The following is a 17,597-nucleotide window of genomic DNA, read 5'->3' as shown; positions in this document are numbered from 1 at the left end:
TAAAAAGGCCTCAATAGAGGCAATAACCCTCAAAAATACGGATAAAAAACCGATTTATTTTATTTATTTGTAATTAAAAATCGGCTTATCTTTGGTGTAGATTATTAATACGATGCAGGGATTATCCTTAAAACAGAATCAACAACAAAACCTTTCTCCACAACAGATTCAATATATCAAGTTGTTGCAGATTCCTACGGCTGAATTAGCGGCTAGGATCGAGGAGGAATTAGCCGATAATCCGGCTTTAGAGGAGGGCTTGGATAATAATGCTGATCAAGAGCCGCGCGAAACCTTGGAAGATTTAGAAAGGGAGGAGATGGAAGTGGGGGATTATCTACAAGATGAATATGCAGGTTATAAAATGTCGGGGGACTCCTATGATCCGAATGAGGAGACACGGGAGCGACCTTTGGCGACTGAATCTAGTACGCAAGAGTATTTATTAAATCAAATCCGTTACGTAGTGCGCGATGAGCGGGAAGAAATTCTCGCCCAGCAAATCATCGGTTCCTTAGAGGAGGATGGTTATCTGCGTCGTAATATCGAAAGTATCGTGAATGATCTGGCCTTCACACAAGGATTTGAGACCGATTATGACGAGGTGGAACAGGTTTTATTCAAAGTACAATCGTTAGATCCAGCCGGAATTGCCGCGCGTAGTTTGCAGGAATGTTTATCTCTGCAATTGCATCGCAAGGAATCGGACACACCTGCACACCTATTAGCGATTCGTTTAGTTGATGATTTTTTTGAGGAGTTTTCCAAAAAACATTTCAATATTTTACTCGCCAAATTAGCCATTTCAGAAGAAGACCTTAAAAAAGCGATGCAAGTCATCACACATCTGAATCCCAAACCAGGAGGAGGAGACGATGCGCCCATCGCCCCTTATTTGCAACCTGATTTTATTATTAGCAACCAAAACGGGAAAATAGAGATCAAGATCAATGGTAAGAACGCACCGGAATTAAGAGTTTCTCGTGCCTTTCAAGAAATGTTACAAACCTACGATAAGGGCGATAAGAAGCAAAAAGATATCAAAGAGGCGGTAACCTTTATTAAGCATAAATTAGATTCGGCTTCTTGGTTTATTTCAGCTATTCAGCAACGTCAGGGGACTTTGATGAAGACGATGGAGAGTATTGTTGCCAAACAATATGACTTCTTTTTGACAGGGGACGAGTCGGTTTTGAAGCCGATGAAGATGAAAGAAATTGCGGCGATGATCGAAATGGATATCTCCACGGTCTCTCGGGTGGTTTCGGCGAAGTCGGTTCAAGCAGATTTTGGCATATATCCCCTAAAATATTTCTTCTCCGAAGGCATCACCCACGAATCGGGCGAAGATTTCTCTACGCGGGAGGTGAAGAACATTCTGCGGGAGATTATCGAACAAGAACCGAGCGCAGAACCTCATTCTGATGAAGATTTAGAGCAATTATTACTCGAACGAGGCTTCGTCGTGAAGCGCAGAACGGTGGCAAAATACCGTGATCAGTTGGGAATTCCTGTGGCGAGGTTGAGGAAACACCTTTAAATGGTGAATGGTGAATGAATGGTAAATGGCATTAAAATGGTAAATGGTAAATGGTAAATGAATGGTGAGTGGTAAATGAATGGTAAGTGGTGAATGGTGAGTGGTGAATGAATGGTAAGTGGTGAATGGTAAATGAATGGTAAATGGTAAATGGTAAATGTGGGGTCGCTTTTTATCAATTTGTTGATATGAAATGGGCGTAATTTATGCTAGTTTTCGTCCAAAAAAATGGCCACTAATCTGATACAAACAAAAACCTTTGCGTTTTCCTTACTTATCGTTTCGGTATTTAAAATCCTACAGGAAAACAGAGAATATATTTTATCCAAACAATTATTGAGATGCGCTACTTCTGTAGGAGCTATGGTTATGGAGGCTGATCATGCAGAATCTAGAGCAGACTTTAAGCATAAAATGAGTATTGCACAAAAGGAAATCAATGAATCCATTTATTGGTTAAAGCTTTTAGAAGCAGCTAAATATCTTTCTCCAGAACAATTATTTTTACCATTGAAAGAAGCGAACGATATTTTGCATATCATTACAAGGATTTTAATAACAGTAAAGCAAAACATAAAACTGAACACGTAATAGATTCCATCATTCACCATTTAACACTCGCCATTTACCATTTTAATGCCATTAACCATTCATTTGCCATTCACCACTCACCATTTACCATTCATTTACCATTCACCATTTACCATTCACCACTTACCATTTAAATGCCATTTAACATGAATTTTTTAAAGCTTCACCGAAACGGTCCCATTTGGACTTTAACATTAAATCGTCCTGAGGTATATAATGCCTTGAATGCAGGATTAATTCACGAAATCAGGGAGGTGGCAGAAGCGGCTCAAATTGATGATGAGGTACGTGTCTTGGTTATCACGGGAGAAGGGAAGGCCTTCTGTTCGGGCGCTGATTTGAAATCGGGTGTGAGCGATCCTAATTTAGGAAATGTTTTACGCACCACGTATAATCCCATGATCTCTGCTTTACGCGGTTTGAATAAACCTGTGATAGGTGCGATAAATGGAGTGGCAGCAGGAGCTGGCTGTAGTTTAGCTTTAGCCTGTGATTATATTATCGCAAAAGAGGACGCCTATTTTTCTGAATTATTTGTCCAAATAGGTTTGGCTATGGACGCGGGTTCCACCGCCTTTTTGATGCAATCAGTAGGTTATCACCGCGCCTTTGATTTAGCTACGACAGGACGTAAAGTAGGAGCCAAAGAGGCAAAAGAGATTGGATTAGTGGCAGAAGTAGTTTCTGAGCAAGAGTGGGAAGAAAAGGTGCATGAAATAGCATTAGCCTTTTCGAAAAAAGCCACCTTGTCCATCTCGTTGATGAAGCGTTCTTTGCAAAGGGCTTATAATCAGGATTTAGCGGCGACTCTAGCTTCGGAGGCGGAGGAGCAAACCATCTTAGGAAAGAGTGAGGACTTCGCAGAAGGCGTGATGGCCTTTATGCAGAAAAGGGCTCCTCATTTCAAAGGGAAATAATTTTCAGAAAATATTGACTGCTTTTTTTTCATTTTGCCAAAGAAATCCTACCTTTGCAATCCCATAAGGGCAATGGTTGCGTAGCTCAATTGGATAGAGCATCTCACTACGGATGAGAAGGTTTGGGGTTCGAGTCCCTACGCGACCACAGAATGCATTTTCAATAGCCTCTAAATCAATCATTTAGGGGTTATTTAATTTAATGGTACAACATAGGTACAACAAATAGCAATTTTCCTCTCCTTTCATCCAGTTACTTTCGATTACACAATACAGCTGCTTCTATAGTAAATAATACTTGTTTATGTGTATGAGAGAAGAGGTGTACACACATCCCCATTGTTTATGTCTTTTCAGAGCCAAATGTAATTTGCTTCCAGTAATATATATAGCATTAAAGAATTATTTGTTTACAAAAAAGCCATCATTTCTGATGGCTTTTATTAGTTTTGGACAGAGCAAAAAATAAATTGTGGAGGATTTTTTTGTATAAATTCTAAATGCGTTTTTATTTAGGAATTATACTTCCCCCATGGAAATAAACAGGGCTGTTATTTGGAGGAAATCTAAAGCTACTGTCACTGAAATATAATTGATACTCTCCTTTAGGTATGTTTACCGATCCAGTATAATTTACTGTTACATTATTGGTGAAAACCAATTTTGGTTGCACATTTCCAGGTGTTGATCCTATCAAAATAGTAGAATATTTCCCCCCATTTAATGCCGCAACAGGAACAAATACAATAAATTGGCCATATACCCCAAGTGGTAAAGTATTGCTTGGCACTTCAATTGTTTGAAACTGATAGGCCGAACTGTAAATATTATATTTATCTAATCCACCTGATGTAGTTGGAATAAGGCCAGAAAATATAGCTGGTTGTGAACTTCCCCAACCTGGATAGCTTAGGTAAGCATTCATTTGGGCATCAAATGTTGATTGAACTTGAGAAGGAGAACCTAACAACATGCCTCTAAAGAAAGATCCTGGTATTTCCTTAGAAGCCATATAATTTGCAAGGGCGGTGCGAGGTCCTGCCTCATTAGTTTCCACAAATACATAAGCCCTAAATTGTCCATCTGAAGCAGTTGCTGCTGTTAATTGTGCGCCATAGGATGTGCCATTGCTGTTGGTAGCAAAAGCTCTCACATAGTAAGTCATGTTAGGAATTAATCCAGTAATTGAACTAGTAAAGGCTCCTGTTGATGTTCCATCTGAAACAGCTTTACTGTTGGCTATTGTTGGATTTTGATTCGTGCTCCAGCAAACACCTCTGGCAGTAATACTTTCGCCCCCATCAGCACTAACATTACCACCGCTTACTGCACTAGTATTTGTAAGTGAGGAAATGGCGGTGGTTGTAATTGTGGGTAATGAAGACAACGTTTTAAAGGTTGTAACACTACTATAACCTGTTCCGACAGAGTTTGTTGCATACAATCTTAGATTATAAGTTGTTCCTGGCATAAGTCCTGTTATTGAACCAGAGATAGTTCCTGAACCAGTTCCTTCTGAAGTCTTACTGTTTAAAATACTAGGCGTTTTATAAGTTGAACTCCAACAAACGCCTTTTTCAATAATTGACTCTCCTCCATCTGAAGTTATTGAACCGCTAACTGTTGCAGTATTTGACGTAATATTGGATGGTTGAGACAATGTTACTACGGGAGCAACTTTTGGTGCCTCTTCTTGTTTACATTGGAAAAAAGAAAAACTAATAATAAAGAGAGCAAATTTTGAGTAACAATAAATTTTTTTCATGATAAATGTATATCAATATATAGTTAGAAAATTAATCAATAGGCCATCCCTCGATAAAAAAATGTGATTTAACGTATCTAAGTTAAAATAAATTATACAACTTGATTTCTAGAATGGGCTATATTTTTTATTTGATAAGTTTTGATTTCCTACGCGACCACAGAATTGAAAAGACTTGTACATCTGTGCAGGTCTTTTTTGTTTTTTCTTCTATCTTTAACCCAACCTATTTACATACTATGAAGAAAATTCTTAGCCTGTGCTTATTAGCACCCTCCCTTATTTTTGCGCAAGAAATTAAAGTACCCACAGGATTTCACGTGAGTGAAATTGGAAAAGATCTTGGCTCTGCACGTCATTTAGCTGTTTCTAAACAGGGTGATGTCTATGTGAAATTATCCAAATTGAAAGATGGAAATGGGATCCTTTTATTGAAGGATAAGGACAAAGATGGAGTTTATGAGGATAAGACAATGTTTGGTAATTATACCGGTACTGGAATTGCGATTCATGATGATTATTTCTATGCTTCATCGAATAAAGGTGTTTTTCGGTATGCTTTGAATGCGAATGGGGAAGTGGCGGATTGGAATAAATTCGAAACGATTGTGAATGCTTTGCCAGATCACGGTCGTGACAATGCGAAAACCTTTGTTTTCGATCAGGAGCGAAAAAATATTTATGTAACGATTGGTTCTTGGAATGATGCTTGTCGCGAGGCTGGAACTGGTAAGGGTATGAGCCCATGTGCGATTTTGGATTCAGCGGGTGGTGTTTGGCGTTTTGATGCGAATAAATTGAACCAGGGATTTGCTGATGGGACGCGTTTTGCGACCGGTTTAAAGAATGCGGTGGGGATTGTTTGGAATAATTCGACGAAGTCCTTGTTTGCGATGGCACACGGAAGAGGTCAATTCCATGATTTTTATCCACAATATTATACGCCAAAACAAAGCCAGGAGCTTCCTTCAGAAGCGATATATGAATTCAAAAAAGACGGTGATGATGCAGGTTGGCCTTATATTTATTATGATCACTTCCAAAAGAAGAAGATTGTAGCTCCTGAATATGGGGGCGATGGAAAGAAGACGGGTGGCGAAAAAGCATTAGATCCGGTAGTCGCATTCCCTGCCCACATGGGACCGAATGATCTTCTTTTCTACACAGGTACTAGTTTTCCAGCTCGCTATAAAAATGGGGCGTTCATCGCCTTTCACGGTCAATCAGCTGAATTAAAGAAGGGCTATTTCGTCGCTTTTGTCCCTTTTAAAAATGGAAAGCCGTCCGGTGCTTGGGAAATCTTTGCTGATAATTTTTCAGGCCAAGATTTAGCTAAACCGACTGGGCCTATCGAACACCGCCCTTGTGGACTTGCCCAAGGACCAGATGGTTCCTTGTTTGTGAGTGATGATTTGAATGGGAGTATTTGGAAAATAAGCTATAAGAAATAGGTATTAAAAATGGTTCAATACAATACAAAAGACTGGATAACCTTTATTTTTCGTTTTCATCAATCGGATACTTTTCGAAAATTATTGCCTTTAATGATAGTAATTGGGGTGTATTCAGGATTGATATGCTTTTTAGAAGAAGAAGTTTTTCACCTTGGGGAGGATAGTTTAGTTAAAAACATTTCTGTGATGCACAGCATGTTAGGATTTGTTATCTCTTTATTACTGGCCTATCGGACGAATACGGCGTATGATCGTTGGTGGGAAGGACGAAAATTATGGGGTAATTTGGTAAATAACAGTAGAAATTTAGCTTTGAAAATAGCCGTCATCTTAGAAAGTGAAATAGATCGTCACTTTTTTCAAAAAGTGATCCCTTTGTATGCTCACATCCTTCAAAAATATTTATCAGATGATGAGGCAGGTTTAGTTCTTTTCGAAGGTCTTGATTTAGATATTGACCATACGAAACATAAACCTAATCAGGTGGCGAAAATGCTCTTTAAAAAGACGGATGAATTATATAAATCGGGTAAAATCTCAGGACATCAATTGCTTTATTTAAATGCCGAATTACAATCTTTTACAGACGTATGTGGTGCTTGTGAGCGTATTAAAAACACACCTATTCCTTATTCTTATAGTGCTTTCATTAAGAAATTCATCTTCTTCTATGTGATGACTTTGCCTTTTAGCTATACCTTTATTTTGAGTTACTATGTGATTCCTGTAGTAGTTTTTATTTTTTACGTATTAGCTAGTTTGGAGTTAATTGCGGATGAAATCGAGGATCCGTTTGGTAACGATGCGAATGATTTACCTATGGAAAAGATTGCGGCTAATATTAAAAAGCACGTGGACGAAATATTCGCATCGAAATAAAATATCCTACTTCAAGGCCTTTTGCAATACCTGAATATTTCCGTCAATAGCTTTAGGATCGAATTGTAATCCTAAGATTTTGGCTACGAAAGGATAGACGTTTACGTTCTCGAATCCGTCCAGTTTTAGTCCTTGTTTAATGGCTGGTCCCCAGGCCTGAAAGCTAGCGCGCATTTCAGGTAAAGCGGTATCAAAGCCGTGTTTGCCTTTCGAGGTTTTGCGAGTAGATAGGTTGAATACTTGTGGGAGTTTTGGCACTAATAATAAATCCCCTAAACGATTATAACGATCATCTGATTTACGGTAATGCCAATGTGCAGGCGTTTCATCCATCTTATACGTCGTAAAACGCGTATCCTTCTTTAATTCCTGGTAAGTCGAGTCAATTTTCGAAGGATTTTTTGCATACACATGCAGCAAGGCATCGCCCCAAGGCACCTGAAAGTCAGCGGTATTCAAAGGCGCAGGTTTACCGATGGTATTCACATTATCCACTTCTTTCATCCCATGGTCGGAGACAAAAACAAAGTTGATGGGAAGTCCTAAGGGAGCAACTGCCGCCTCTAGATCCGCGATGGCCTTATCCACAAACTGAACTGAATTAATCACCCGAGGATCTTCTGGGCCAAATTCATGGGCATCGTGATCTACCTCTGGAAAATAAAAGGTAATTAAATGTGGACGTTTGTCTGCCGGTAGGGAAAGCCAATTCTTAACCTGGGCGATACGGGTTTTGATATCAATTACCTCATTATAAACGTAGTAATAAGAGGGATAAGTGTCTTGAATGTTTGCGTCCGAAGCCACCCAATAGAAACTAGCCGAAATCATCTGCTGTTTTTCAGCTAATACCCACAGCGGAGTTCCTCCATACCATTTTCCTTCACCCACCATCTTCTTGTTCGACATGCGGTATTCCTGACCTGAATTCACGTCTAAATACGTGTTATCTACTAATCCGTGGTGCGCTGGGTATAATCCGGTAGCGATAGAATAGTGATTTGGAAAAGTTAAGGATGGGTAAGAGGCTTGCATGTAGTTTGCCTTGACCCCGATTGATTCTTTAGATTGTAGAAATTTAGCGTCGTATTTATGGGAGAAATCAGAACGGAAACCATCCGCAGAAATTAAAATAACATAAGGCTTTTCTTGTTGAATTTTTGCGTTAGAACGACCGGCAATAATATGCTGAGTAGTGTCTTGAGCCCAGCTTGATAAGCTGAAAAACAACAATAGAGCAATTATTCTCATGATTTCTTTTTCCAAAAATTTCCGCCGCCGGACTTTCCGCCACCTGATTTAAATCCACCTCCAGATTTACCTTTATATCCGCCAAAAGTACTTTTCTGAGCCGCTGGGTTATATTCCGGTGTCTCGCCAAACTCTTCCGGCACGGCCGCCTTCGTCACTTCTTTTTCTAATAAATCTTCAATCGTCTTAAACTTCCGTTGCTCGGATTCTGTAATGAACGTATAAGCTGTTCCCTTCGTTTGCGCACGCGCGGTACGACCGATGCGGTGGATATAATCCTCTCCGTCATTTGGCACATCGTAATTAATGACTAATTCGATTTCGTCGATATCAATTCCACGGCTCAAAATATCCGTTGCCACTAATATCTTCGTTTTCTTATTTCTAAAGTCTTGCATTACTTGTTCACGCACCTCTTGCTCTAAATCAGAGTGAATCTCCTCTACAGAGAATCTAGCACGCTTTAAATCCGATGTCAGGGATTTAACATTCTGCTTTTTAGAACAAAAAACAATTACGCGGGTATACTCCTGAAGTTTTAATAAATGCTTTACCAGTGGACTCTTTTGCTTTTCATACACCACAAATGCCTCTTGAACAATTTGCTCAGGTGGTTTCGAAACGGCGATATTGATTTCAACTGGATTATCTAATAGTTTTTGGGCCAAAGTCTTCATCCTAGGCGCAAAAGTCGCCGAGAACAACAAATTCTGTCTCTTTTCTGGCAAGAAGGAAATGATCTTCATCAAATCATCTGAGAAACCCATATCGAGCATTCTGTCCGCCTCGTCTAGTACTAAATAACTGCAATGTTTTAGGTTCACGTAACCCATATTTAAATGGGCAATCATTCGACCTGGAGTACATACAACAATATCCACACCACTGGTCAAAGCCGTTTTCTCTGTCGTAAAGGAATTACCATCTCCACCACCATAAATAGCGATCGAGCTCACATTTGCGAAATAGCCTAAACCTTCCATGTTGCCAGCAATCTGGATGGCCAGTTCGCGGGTAGGAACGATAATTAGTGCATTGATGTGATCCTCTGGATGAGGTTCAGTGATTAATTTGTGAATGATGGGAAGCAAAAAAGCGGCGGTTTTGCCGGTTCCTGTTTGGGCTGAGGCTAAAATGTCACGGCCCGCTAAAATGGGTTGTATAACTTGGGATTGTACCGGTGTAGCGGTCTTGTATCCCATAGAACTGATACCGTCTAATAGTTTTGGGCTGAGCCCGAGTTCTTCAAATGTCAAAGTATGTGTGTTTATTTTACCTTCTGATAGGTGGACAATCAATACTTCGATCTAAATGGAAGATTAACTGAAATTGAGTAACAAAATAATGATCCACTAAGTTCGTCGCATATTCTGACGGAATGAGTAATCGGGTGGTTAATTCGGTCTTAGGAGGTTGATTTTTAGGCGCTGCAAAAAGATTCCCTAATTGAGTTCTAAGGCTTGCTTCAAAACCAAAATCCATAAAGTCATTCAATCGATATCGAAATCCAACACCTACGGGTATCGAAAAGCCAATGGATGGAACTGTTTCATTGAAATTACGAATCGGATTAGTGGGGTAATCACTCGCTATGATGTCTGCATAGCTTCTCCAGGATGCGTCCGGTATTCCAGCTCCTCCTAAGGAATCTAATTGATAAAGTTCTGTATTACTTGAAACCAAGGCTAGGCCAGCAGATAAATAAGGAGAGAAGCGGTTACGCTTCATATAATTTTGTTGGTTGCCATTCAATTCTACTAGGCCAGAAATGCCGAATTCGACGATATCATTTCTGAATCGGAAACGTAAATCAGGTGTTCTAGGGATTAGGGCCGAATTATCAAAGGTATAATCATTTCCCGCTAAACGGATGTAATTTAAATTACCCTTAATACTAAAGTTTTTGCTGACGTGTCGCGTTAAATGCGCTCCTACATTAAATCGACTTTGGTCATTGACTAATCGATTAAAGATTGGCAATTCATCATTTAAACTATAATAATGCGAACTGCCCGCTCCGAAGCCAATGGATGTATGTGGGTTAAATGTCGATTTTTTGAAACCTGTTCCTCCTTTTTTACCAATTTTCCAAAATTGGCCGTGAGTTGCAGAACTGAAAGCCAAGGTAATTAGTAGGATAAATGAACTTATTCGTAGCATATGATGCGAATTTTTTAAACGTCAAAAACAAATATACTCATAAATCAATAAACGTTAAGTTCTTCGATTTATTTTGCGACGCTAATTTGGAATATTTCTAACTTGCTTCTGACCGGAAGCTTCGGTAATTTTAACTATAATTCTGTAACCATGAAAAAAATCATACTCATCTTGTCCTTGGCTGTTTTAGGCGCTTGTAACTCTAATTCTGACATAAGTGTTCCCTCCGAAAACTTAAATGAAGTATTAGCCTGCGTAGATGCAAAGGGCCTAATCGCTAAATACGGAGCAAAGTCAGTCATTTTAGATACGTCCATAGTCACAGGCGATGACACCTTAAAGGGAGCGGTTATTTTCTCCGGAACGGCGAAACAAGCGAATGTTTTCTTTCATGATGGAAAGATTTCAGATGTAAGTATTCAGGGGGAGAGTTCTGCTTGGAAGACTGCATCAGGTCTTTACCTAGGCTTATCCTTGCAGGAAGTGGAGAAAATTAATGCAAAGAATTTTACGATTTCAGGTTTTGACTGGGCACATGGAGGTTCCGTAGTTTCTTGGGAAGGCGGAAAGCTTGCCGGAGATAGTACCTTGACTCACCTAGTTTCGTTCCGTAATAAGCGCCAAAACATTTCCATCGAGGAATTCAAAAAAGTATCGGGAGAAGCAGAATTCGATGTGCGTCATACGGCTATTCAACAAATGAATCCAGCCTTAGAGCAAATCACAATTTTGAAACCCTATATCCCGACGAAAGAAGAAGGGAAGGGGATTGCTAAAAAGATCGAATCCAGCCAAATTCCTGTTCGCTAATTTAATTTAGGGTTATTCTTGTGGCGGTCAGCATCGCGTTCCGTCTTTTTTAACAGGTTCTGCTTCAGCGCCTCTTCTAGGTTAATGCCCGTTTGATTCGCTAAACAAATCAATACAAATAGCACATCGGCCATTTCATCGCCTAGGTCTTTATTTTTATCTGACTCTTTTTCAGATTGTTCCCCATAGCGTCTTGCGATGATGCGAGCCACTTCACCCACTTCTTCTGTCAGCATCGCCATATTCGTTAACTCGCTGAAATAGCGAACACCTACGGTTTTAATCCACTCATCTACTTGTTTTTGCGCGTTCGAGATCGTCATAATTAAGGATTTTTAGAGTCGATGATAATGGTGACGGGTCCGTCGTTTGTTAAATCGATTTGCATATCTGCACCGAAGACGCCGGTTTTTATTTTTTGGCCTAATTTAACTGATAGTGATTCAATCATCAATTCATACAATGGAATAGCTTGTTCTGGCCGCGCAGATGATAGAAAACTAGGGCGATTACCTTTTTGTGTAGCCGCATAGAGTGTGAACTGACTGACTAATAATAGTTCGCCGTTAATCGCCTGTAAGTCAAGATTCATTTTGCCCTCCTCATCTGAGAAAATACGCAAACCTGCTATTTTACTGGATAAATAAGCTACATCTTCCAATGTATCATCCACATGGATGCCCAGTAAGACTAAAAAACCCTGTTGAATGGAGGAGTATAAGTTCCCATCAATGTGCAGACTAGCTTGACTAACGCGTTGGATGACCGCTATCATCTCTTATAAAAGCCAGTAAACAATCAGGAAATAGACCCCATAACCTAAAATGTCGTTCGTAGTCGTGATGAATGGACCAGAAGCCACCGCTGGATTAATCTTTAATTGATTTAAGACCAAAGGAGTAATGGTTCCCATTAAACTTGCCAGCATTACCACGGCGAATAGTGAAAGCGAAACGGTTGCCGATAGCATAATTTCTCCTGAATCAACTAATAAAGAACATCCGAAGGCGAAAATGGCAGCGATTAAGGCATTGATTAAAGCGACAACGAGTACTTTTTGGAGACGTTTGCCTAGGGTAGTATCCAAACCACTTTTATCTGCTAAGGATTGTACAATTAAGGAGGATGATTGTATACCCACATTTCCACCCGTAGATCCGATTAAGGGAATGAATGCTGAGATGGCTGGTAAGATTGCGATCGTATCATCAAAGCGATCGATGATCTTCGCTGCAATAAAACTACCCACCATTCCGCCTATTAACCAAGGAAGACGGGAACGAACTAATAACCAAACTGAGTCATCTTCTTCTACATCTTCCGAGATACCGGCCATTACTTGGATATCTTCTTGAGCGGATTCCGTAATAAAATCGACCACGTCATCGATTGTAATTCGACCTAATAAGCGCCCTTGAATGTTAATCACTGGGATAGCTTCTAAATCGTATTTCTGCATTAAGTCAGCCACTTCTTCTCCAGACGCATAGGTCTGAACAGAAACGATTTCATCATCTTCGTAGACATCTGCAATTTTAGAACCGCGTTTCGCTAAGATGATTTTCTTTAAAGAAACAGTTCCTAAAAGAAGCCCATCATCATCAATCACATATACCGAATACACCTTCTCCACATCTTCCGCTTGTTTCCGGATTTCCTCCACACATTCGGTAACTGTTTGGCTTATATTGATCTTAATTAATTCTTTCTGCATTAAACCGCCCGCACAATCTTCGTCGTAATGCATTAAGTCGATAATGAATCGAGCTTGTTCGCGGTCTTTTAAAAGGGCGATAACTTCCTCGCGCACTTTAACCGGTTGTTCATTTAAAATATCTACCGCATCATCGGAATCGATTACATTAATGTAAGTGGCAATTTCCTTCGATGTGAAGTTCTTTAGGAATTTTTTGCGGTCATCTGAATCAAGTGTTGAGATGATTTCAGCCGCAATTTTTGTGTCGATTAGCAGGACTAAATACCTCGCCTCGTCCGTAGTTAATTCAATTAAAATATGGGTGATATCGGCTGGAAAAAGTTCATCCAGCTTCAATAGTAGTTCCTCATTCGCCTGATTTTCGATCAGCAGGCGGATGTCCTCTATGAACTCTTTCGTAAGTTCAAACGGAAGGTGTTGTGGGTTTACTACTTCCATGGTTTGAGGTGATTTTTAAATTAAACACTGCAAATTACTAAAATTAGATCGATTAAGCGCCTAGGTAGCCATTATCTTTCCATAAATTGGTTAATTCGGTGAATTCGGGGACACCTAATTGTTCTGCTCTTTTAGATAGAAGTGAATGTTCAGGTAATTGCAAGGCTCTTAGTGCATTACGTAAAGTTTTACGTCGTTGATTGAAGGCCATTTTAATTAAAGACTTGAATTTAGCCGGATCGCATGCAAGTTTTTTGTCCCAATTTCGTACAAGGCGAATGACGCCAGAGTTGACTTTGGGCGGAGGAGTAAATACTTCTGGTCCTAAGCTAAATAGGTATTCAATATCGTAGTGAGCCTGTAAAAGCACACTTAAAATGCCGTAATCCTTATTGCCTGGTTTTGCCGCTAAACGAACGGCTACTTCTTTTTGCAGCATTCCTACCACCTCGATGCATTGGTCTTTGTATTCTAATACGCGGAAGAAGATTTGGGTGGAGATGAAATAAGGGAAATTACCTACGATGGCGAATTTTTCTTCTCCAAAAATATTTTCCAAAGGATAGCGCAAAAAGTCCCCATCGATTAATCGTGGACCCGTAAACTCTAGATAGTTTTTACGTAAATAGTCGACGGATTCTTTATCGATTTCGATGAGAGAGGTTTCATATTCGGTTTTTTTGACCAAAAACTGCGTCAATACACCCATTCCAGGACCAATCTCTAACACTTTTGTGTAAGCTCCAGCCGGCTGCAATCCATCCACGATGCGCTTTGCCGCGTCTAAATCATTTAAAAAATGTTGTCCTAAACTCTTTTTTGCTCTTACTTGCACCGGGTCTCTGGGGTTTAAGGGGTAAAATTAAGCCCTTTTTCGTACATTTAAGCAAAATTTCCGATTTAAGGTATGGAGGATAGGAATGCCCTGATTAAAACATTGGATTCTCTGAAGCTTTTTGGCATCATTATGGCGCTCGATGGCACCATTACGCATGCAAATGACTTTACGCATCAATTACTAGGTTATAATCCAGCGGAATTAAACGGAAAGGACTTCTTTACGACACTCGTGCCTGATGGGGAGAGTGAAACTCGTCGCATTGCATTTAACAAAGCAATTCAGGCGGGTGGTTTATTCGAAGAGCGAGAACGGAATTATAGGACAAAATCTGGGTCCATTAAATGGGTAGAAGTAGCTTCTACCGTGGTGAGTGAAAATTTCCTCAGCATCATAGGGGAGGATGTCAGCGAAAAGAAGAAGGTATCAGAAGCCCTGACTCGTTCTAATACTCAATTACAAGACTTAATTAATAATACAACTGACTTAATCCAAATCACCGGGGTGACCGGACGCTTTCTGTTTGTTAACCGGGCCTGGTTAGAGACGATGGGTTACAGCGAGGAAGAGGCGAAGGATTTAAAAATTCAGGATGTGCTGCATCCCGAGTTTGCACACCAGACTCAGACACAATTTGACGCTTTAGCTAAGGGAGAGGATATTCCGGAATTTACGGCTGTTTTTAGACGTAAAGATGGACGTCGGTTATACGTAACAGGTTCTGCTACCTGTCGTTTTGAGCGGGGTACTCCTACAGCCTATCGCTGTATTTTGCATAATTCAACGGCAAAAGTACGAGCTGAGCGCGCTAATAAATTATTCTCCTCGATCTCCCAGGTGGCGATTAATTCGTCTAATCTAGATGATTTGTTTGTGAACATTCACAAGCAATTAGGGGAGGTGATCGACGTGAAGAACTTCTTTATTGCGCAATACGATCCCGGGAAAAGTTTTATTTATTTCCCTTACTACATTGATGAATACTTTAATTCCAGAGTGCATTTCACGAAGCGTCGTCTAGGGAATGGCTTGACGGAATATGCGTTGATGGCGAATAAGCCCCTGATTTTACACGATGACGATATTCACCAGTTAGCTGCAGAGAAGAAGATTTATCTGTATGGTGTGGTTCCCAAAGTCATGCTATGTGTTCCCCTTCGCATCGGGGACCGCGTGACAGGAATCATTGGAGTTAAATCGTATGAGCGGGCTAATAAATACGAGAACCGAGATCTAGAATTATTAGACTTTATATCGGGGCAAGTGGCGATTGCGATTTCGAGGAAGCAGTCAGAAGAGGCTTTGGGAAGAGAAACAGCTCGATTAAATGCTATTTTCGATAGTTCATCTCACTTAATGTGGTCCGTGAATAAGCGCTTAATGTTAATGAGCTTTAACCACGATTACTCCGATTTATTAGAGCAAGAGCTGGGGATGAAACCTCAATTAAACATCAGCTCGGAAACGATGGGCTTTAAGCTGATGTCACAGGAGGAGCGTAAAGTACTAGAAGAGCATTATAAATTAGCCTTTAAGGGCGCTAAACAGCATTTTGAATTACGCATTCACAAGAAAGATGATTTCGATCGCTGGTTAGAAGTATATTTGAACCCCATTTTAGATCAAGGAATTATTTCGGAGGTTTCGGGTATTGCACGGGATATTACGGATTTGAAGAAGTACCAAATAGAACTCGTCGAGGCGCGCGAACAAGCGGAACACTCGCTGCAGGTGAAGGAACAGTTTTTAGCGAATATGTCCCACGAAATTCGTACGCCCATGAATGGAGTGATCGGGATGGTGGATCTCTTGTGCGACACCCCATTAGACGAAGATCAGCGTGATTATTTGCAAACGATTCGTAAGTCGTCTGAAACGCTATTACATATTTTGAATGATATTCTGGATTTGGCCAAAATCGAGGCAGGCAAGATGGTGCTGCATCCGACCGACATTCTGTTAGAAGATGTTTTCGATCGATTGATGGCTTTGTTTACGCCATTAGCGCATCAAAAGGGGAATAAGGTTTCTTATCGTTTAGATGATAAGGTTCCAGCCTATGTCAAGGTGGATGAAACACGTTTATTGCAGATTCTTTCGAATTTGACCTCCAATGCCTTGAAATTTACGGAGAATGGATCCGTTAAAATTGCGGTGAAAGTGAAAGAAGTGAAGTCGGATAGTACAGAATTAGAAGTACGCGTAAGTGATAATGGAATTGGTATTAGTGCAGCTAATCTAGAAAAGCTCTTTAATGCCTTCCAACAAGTAGATAATTCCACCTCTAAAAATTATGGAGGTACCGGTTTAGGACTAGCCATTTCCCGTGAGTTCTGTAAGATGATGGACGGAGAGATCGGTGTAGAGTCTGAGGAGGGAAAAGGAAGTACGTTTTGGTTTACTATCAAACTAGCCAAAGGGGATTCTGCTTTAGCTACTAAAACGAAGCGTAATGAGACTCCTAAAATCTCAGGAAGTTTGCATTCGGTTCACGCCCGTGTATTATTAGTGGATGATAATGCCACGAATCGCAAGGTGGCAGGTCAGATTCTACTGAAGGCCGGTTGTGAGGTGATCTTGGCATCTAGTGGTCAGGACGCGATTTCTGTGTTACAAAATGACATAAATTTCGATTTGGTATTAATGGATATCCAAATGCCAGAGATGGATGGAATGGAAACGACTCGCCGCTTAAAAGCTTTAAGTTTAGCTACACTTCCACCTATCGTGGCGATGACGGCTTATGCGATGAAGGAAGACCGGGAGCGATTTTTAGCGGCGGGAATGGATGATTATTTAGCAAAACCAATCCGAGCGCAACAGCTGATTCAAACGGTTACGCGCTGGGTATCTGATGGACATGCTTCTGTGGAAGATACGACAGAGGCGACTGGTTTTGTCGTGGACGAGGAGGTTCTTGCATCGCTTTCTGATGCGGTGGGCGGCGATCCAGCTTTCGTAAAAAGTATGCTGGAAGAGTTTATTGTGGAGGCCAAAGAACAAGTAGCCGCTGCTATTCTCTTTCATTCGGAGTCGAATTGCAAAGGTGTTCAATCCGAACTACATACCCTTAAAGGGAATTCGGGTACTTTAGGCGCTTCTCAGGTGCACTCCCTCTGTGAGAAGATTGAAATAAAGGCGAAGGTCTGCGATTTTGAACATTTCGCTAAAGAGATCGTTGATTTGCAAATTGCTTTGAAGAATTTTGAAGACGCCATTAAAGCCAAATTCGCTTAG

The 17,597-nt window shown here is 40.4% G+C and carries 15 protein-coding genes and 1 tRNA gene; 8 read left to right on the top strand and 8 right to left on the bottom strand.

Annotated features, from left to right (window positions below):
* Window positions 1-112 precede the first annotated feature (112 nt).
* The 4 genes from rpoN (at window position 113) to ACST14_RS03260 (ending at window position 3,196) form a co-directional block, all read left to right on the top strand.
* Window positions 113-1,540 (top strand): RNA polymerase factor sigma-54, encoded by a 1,428-nt coding sequence (rpoN, locus tag ACST14_RS03275; RefSeq protein WP_459460520.1) that lies wholly within the window; start codon window positions 113-115, stop codon window positions 1,538-1,540.
* Between the two features lie 228 nt (window positions 1,541-1,768).
* Entirely contained in the window at window positions 1,769-2,131 is a 363-nt protein-coding gene (locus ACST14_RS03270; protein ID WP_459460518.1) for a four helix bundle protein, read from the top strand.
* A 146-nt stretch (window positions 2,132-2,277) separates the two neighbouring features.
* Window positions 2,278-3,048, top strand: a complete 771-nt coding sequence (locus tag ACST14_RS03265; protein ID WP_459460516.1) for an enoyl-CoA hydratase/isomerase family protein — start codon at window positions 2,278-2,280, stop codon at window positions 3,046-3,048.
* 74 nt (window positions 3,049-3,122) lie between these two features.
* Window positions 3,123-3,196, top strand: a tRNA-Arg gene (locus tag ACST14_RS03260).
* 360 nt (window positions 3,197-3,556) lie between these two features.
* Here the strand turns inward: ACST14_RS03260 and ACST14_RS03255 are convergent.
* The gene (locus tag ACST14_RS03255) at window positions 3,557-4,813 is read right to left on the bottom strand and encodes a hypothetical protein (protein ID WP_459460514.1); all 1,257 of its coding nucleotides are present in this window, start codon (window positions 4,811-4,813) and stop codon (window positions 3,557-3,559) included.
* 239 nt (window positions 4,814-5,052) lie between these two features.
* On the opposite strand from ACST14_RS03255, the gene ACST14_RS03250 reads away from it, so the two are divergent.
* Both ACST14_RS03250 and ACST14_RS03245 read left to right on the top strand, forming a co-directional pair.
* Complete coding sequence (locus tag ACST14_RS03250; RefSeq protein ID WP_459460512.1) at window positions 5,053-6,264, top strand: PQQ-dependent sugar dehydrogenase; 1,212 nt, start codon at window positions 5,053-5,055, stop codon at window positions 6,262-6,264.
* A gap of 9 nt (window positions 6,265-6,273) precedes the next feature.
* Complete coding sequence (locus ACST14_RS03245; RefSeq protein WP_459460510.1) at window positions 6,274-7,146, top strand: bestrophin family protein; 873 nt, start codon at window positions 6,274-6,276, stop codon at window positions 7,144-7,146.
* Window positions 7,147-7,152: 6 nt separating this feature from the next.
* Here ACST14_RS03245 and ACST14_RS03240 read toward each other — a convergent pair whose 3' ends face one another.
* The 3 genes from ACST14_RS03240 to ACST14_RS03230 all read right to left on the bottom strand — a co-directional run bounded on the left by ACST14_RS03240 (window position 7,153) and on the right by ACST14_RS03230 (window position 10,557).
* Complete coding sequence (locus tag ACST14_RS03240) at window positions 7,153-8,397, bottom strand: alkaline phosphatase family protein (RefSeq protein ID WP_459460508.1); 1,245 nt, start codon at window positions 8,395-8,397, stop codon at window positions 7,153-7,155.
* Window positions 8,394-9,599 (bottom strand): DEAD/DEAH box helicase, encoded by a 1,206-nt coding sequence (locus ACST14_RS03235; RefSeq protein ID WP_459460506.1) that lies wholly within the window; start codon window positions 9,597-9,599, stop codon window positions 8,394-8,396. Before ACST14_RS03235 ends, ACST14_RS03240 begins: the two co-directional genes overlap by 4 nt.
* Window positions 9,600-9,669: 70 nt before the next feature.
* Window positions 9,670-10,557 carry a hypothetical protein gene (locus ACST14_RS03230; RefSeq protein WP_459460504.1) on the bottom strand — a complete coding sequence of 296 codons (888 nt, stop codon included), beginning with the start codon at window positions 10,555-10,557 and terminating at the stop codon, window positions 9,670-9,672.
* 150 nt (window positions 10,558-10,707) lie between these two features.
* On the opposite strand from ACST14_RS03230, the gene ACST14_RS03225 reads away from it, so the two are divergent.
* A complete protein-coding gene (locus ACST14_RS03225; protein ID WP_459460502.1) occupies window positions 10,708-11,367 on the top strand; it encodes a hypothetical protein in 660 nt (219 codons plus the stop codon).
* Here ACST14_RS03225 and ACST14_RS03220 read toward each other — a convergent pair.
* Genes ACST14_RS03220 through rsmA form a run of 4 tightly spaced genes read right to left on the bottom strand, consistent with a single transcriptional unit; the run spans window position 11,364 to window position 14,357 of the window.
* Window positions 11,364-11,690 carry a nucleotide pyrophosphohydrolase gene (locus ACST14_RS03220; RefSeq protein ID WP_459460501.1) on the bottom strand — a complete coding sequence of 109 codons (327 nt, stop codon included), beginning with the start codon at window positions 11,688-11,690 and terminating at the stop codon, window positions 11,364-11,366. The two genes, ACST14_RS03225 and ACST14_RS03220, sit on opposite strands and share 4 nt — an antisense overlap.
* 2 nt (window positions 11,691-11,692) lie before the next feature.
* Window positions 11,693-12,142, bottom strand: coding sequence for a D-aminoacyl-tRNA deacylase (gene dtd / locus ACST14_RS03215; protein WP_459460499.1), 450 nt, complete (start codon window positions 12,140-12,142; stop codon window positions 11,693-11,695).
* A 3-nt stretch (window positions 12,143-12,145) separates the two neighbouring features.
* Window positions 12,146-13,522, bottom strand: a complete 1,377-nt coding sequence (mgtE, locus tag ACST14_RS03210) for a magnesium transporter (protein WP_459460497.1) — start codon at window positions 13,520-13,522, stop codon at window positions 12,146-12,148.
* 52 nt (window positions 13,523-13,574) lie between these two features.
* On the bottom strand, window positions 13,575-14,357 hold the full coding sequence (rsmA, locus tag ACST14_RS03205; RefSeq protein ID WP_459460495.1) for a 16S rRNA (adenine(1518)-N(6)/adenine(1519)-N(6))-dimethyltransferase RsmA: 783 nt from the start codon (window positions 14,355-14,357) through the stop codon (window positions 13,575-13,577).
* A gap of 72 nt (window positions 14,358-14,429) precedes the next feature.
* On the opposite strand from rsmA, the gene ACST14_RS03200 reads away from it, so the two are divergent.
* A complete protein-coding gene (locus ACST14_RS03200; protein WP_459460493.1) occupies window positions 14,430-17,597 on the top strand; it encodes a PAS domain S-box protein in 3,168 nt (1,055 codons plus the stop codon).

Source organism: Aquirufa sp. A-Brett2-15D (assembly GCF_054558735.1).
This window is presented reverse-complemented; position numbering and strand designations above follow the sequence as displayed.

Excerpts from the sequence above, each read along its gene's own strand:
- rpoN (WP_459460520.1), top strand. The coding sequence starts at position 113 with ATGCAGGGATTATCCTTAAAACAGAATCAACAACAAAACCTTTCTCCA.
- ACST14_RS03270 (WP_459460518.1), top strand. The coding sequence starts at position 1,769 with ATGGCCACTAATCTGATACAAACAAAAACCTTTGCGTTTTCCTTACTT.
- ACST14_RS03265 (WP_459460516.1), top strand. The coding sequence starts at position 2,278 with ATGAATTTTTTAAAGCTTCACCGAAACGGTCCCATTTGGACTTTAACA.
- ACST14_RS03255 (WP_459460514.1), bottom strand. The coding sequence starts at position 4,813 with ATGAAAAAAATTTATTGTTACTCAAAATTTGCTCTCTTTATTATTAGT.
- ACST14_RS03250 (WP_459460512.1), top strand. The coding sequence starts at position 5,053 with ATGAAGAAAATTCTTAGCCTGTGCTTATTAGCACCCTCCCTTATTTTT.
- ACST14_RS03245 (WP_459460510.1), top strand. The coding sequence starts at position 6,274 with ATGGTTCAATACAATACAAAAGACTGGATAACCTTTATTTTTCGTTTT.
- ACST14_RS03240 (WP_459460508.1), bottom strand. The coding sequence starts at position 8,397 with ATGAGAATAATTGCTCTATTGTTGTTTTTCAGCTTATCAAGCTGGGCT.
- ACST14_RS03235 (WP_459460506.1), bottom strand. The coding sequence starts at position 9,599 with ATGGGATACAAGACCGCTACACCGGTACAATCCCAAGTTATACAACCC.
- ACST14_RS03230 (WP_459460504.1), bottom strand. The coding sequence starts at position 10,557 with ATGCTACGAATAAGTTCATTTATCCTACTAATTACCTTGGCTTTCAGT.
- ACST14_RS03225 (WP_459460502.1), top strand. The coding sequence starts at position 10,708 with ATGAAAAAAATCATACTCATCTTGTCCTTGGCTGTTTTAGGCGCTTGT.
- ACST14_RS03220 (WP_459460501.1), bottom strand. The coding sequence starts at position 11,690 with ATGACGATCTCGAACGCGCAAAAACAAGTAGATGAGTGGATTAAAACC.
- dtd (WP_459460499.1), bottom strand. The coding sequence starts at position 12,142 with ATGATAGCGGTCATCCAACGCGTTAGTCAAGCTAGTCTGCACATTGAT.
- mgtE (WP_459460497.1), bottom strand. The coding sequence starts at position 13,522 with ATGGAAGTAGTAAACCCACAACACCTTCCGTTTGAACTTACGAAAGAG.
- ACST14_RS03200 (WP_459460493.1), top strand. The coding sequence starts at position 14,430 with ATGGAGGATAGGAATGCCCTGATTAAAACATTGGATTCTCTGAAGCTT.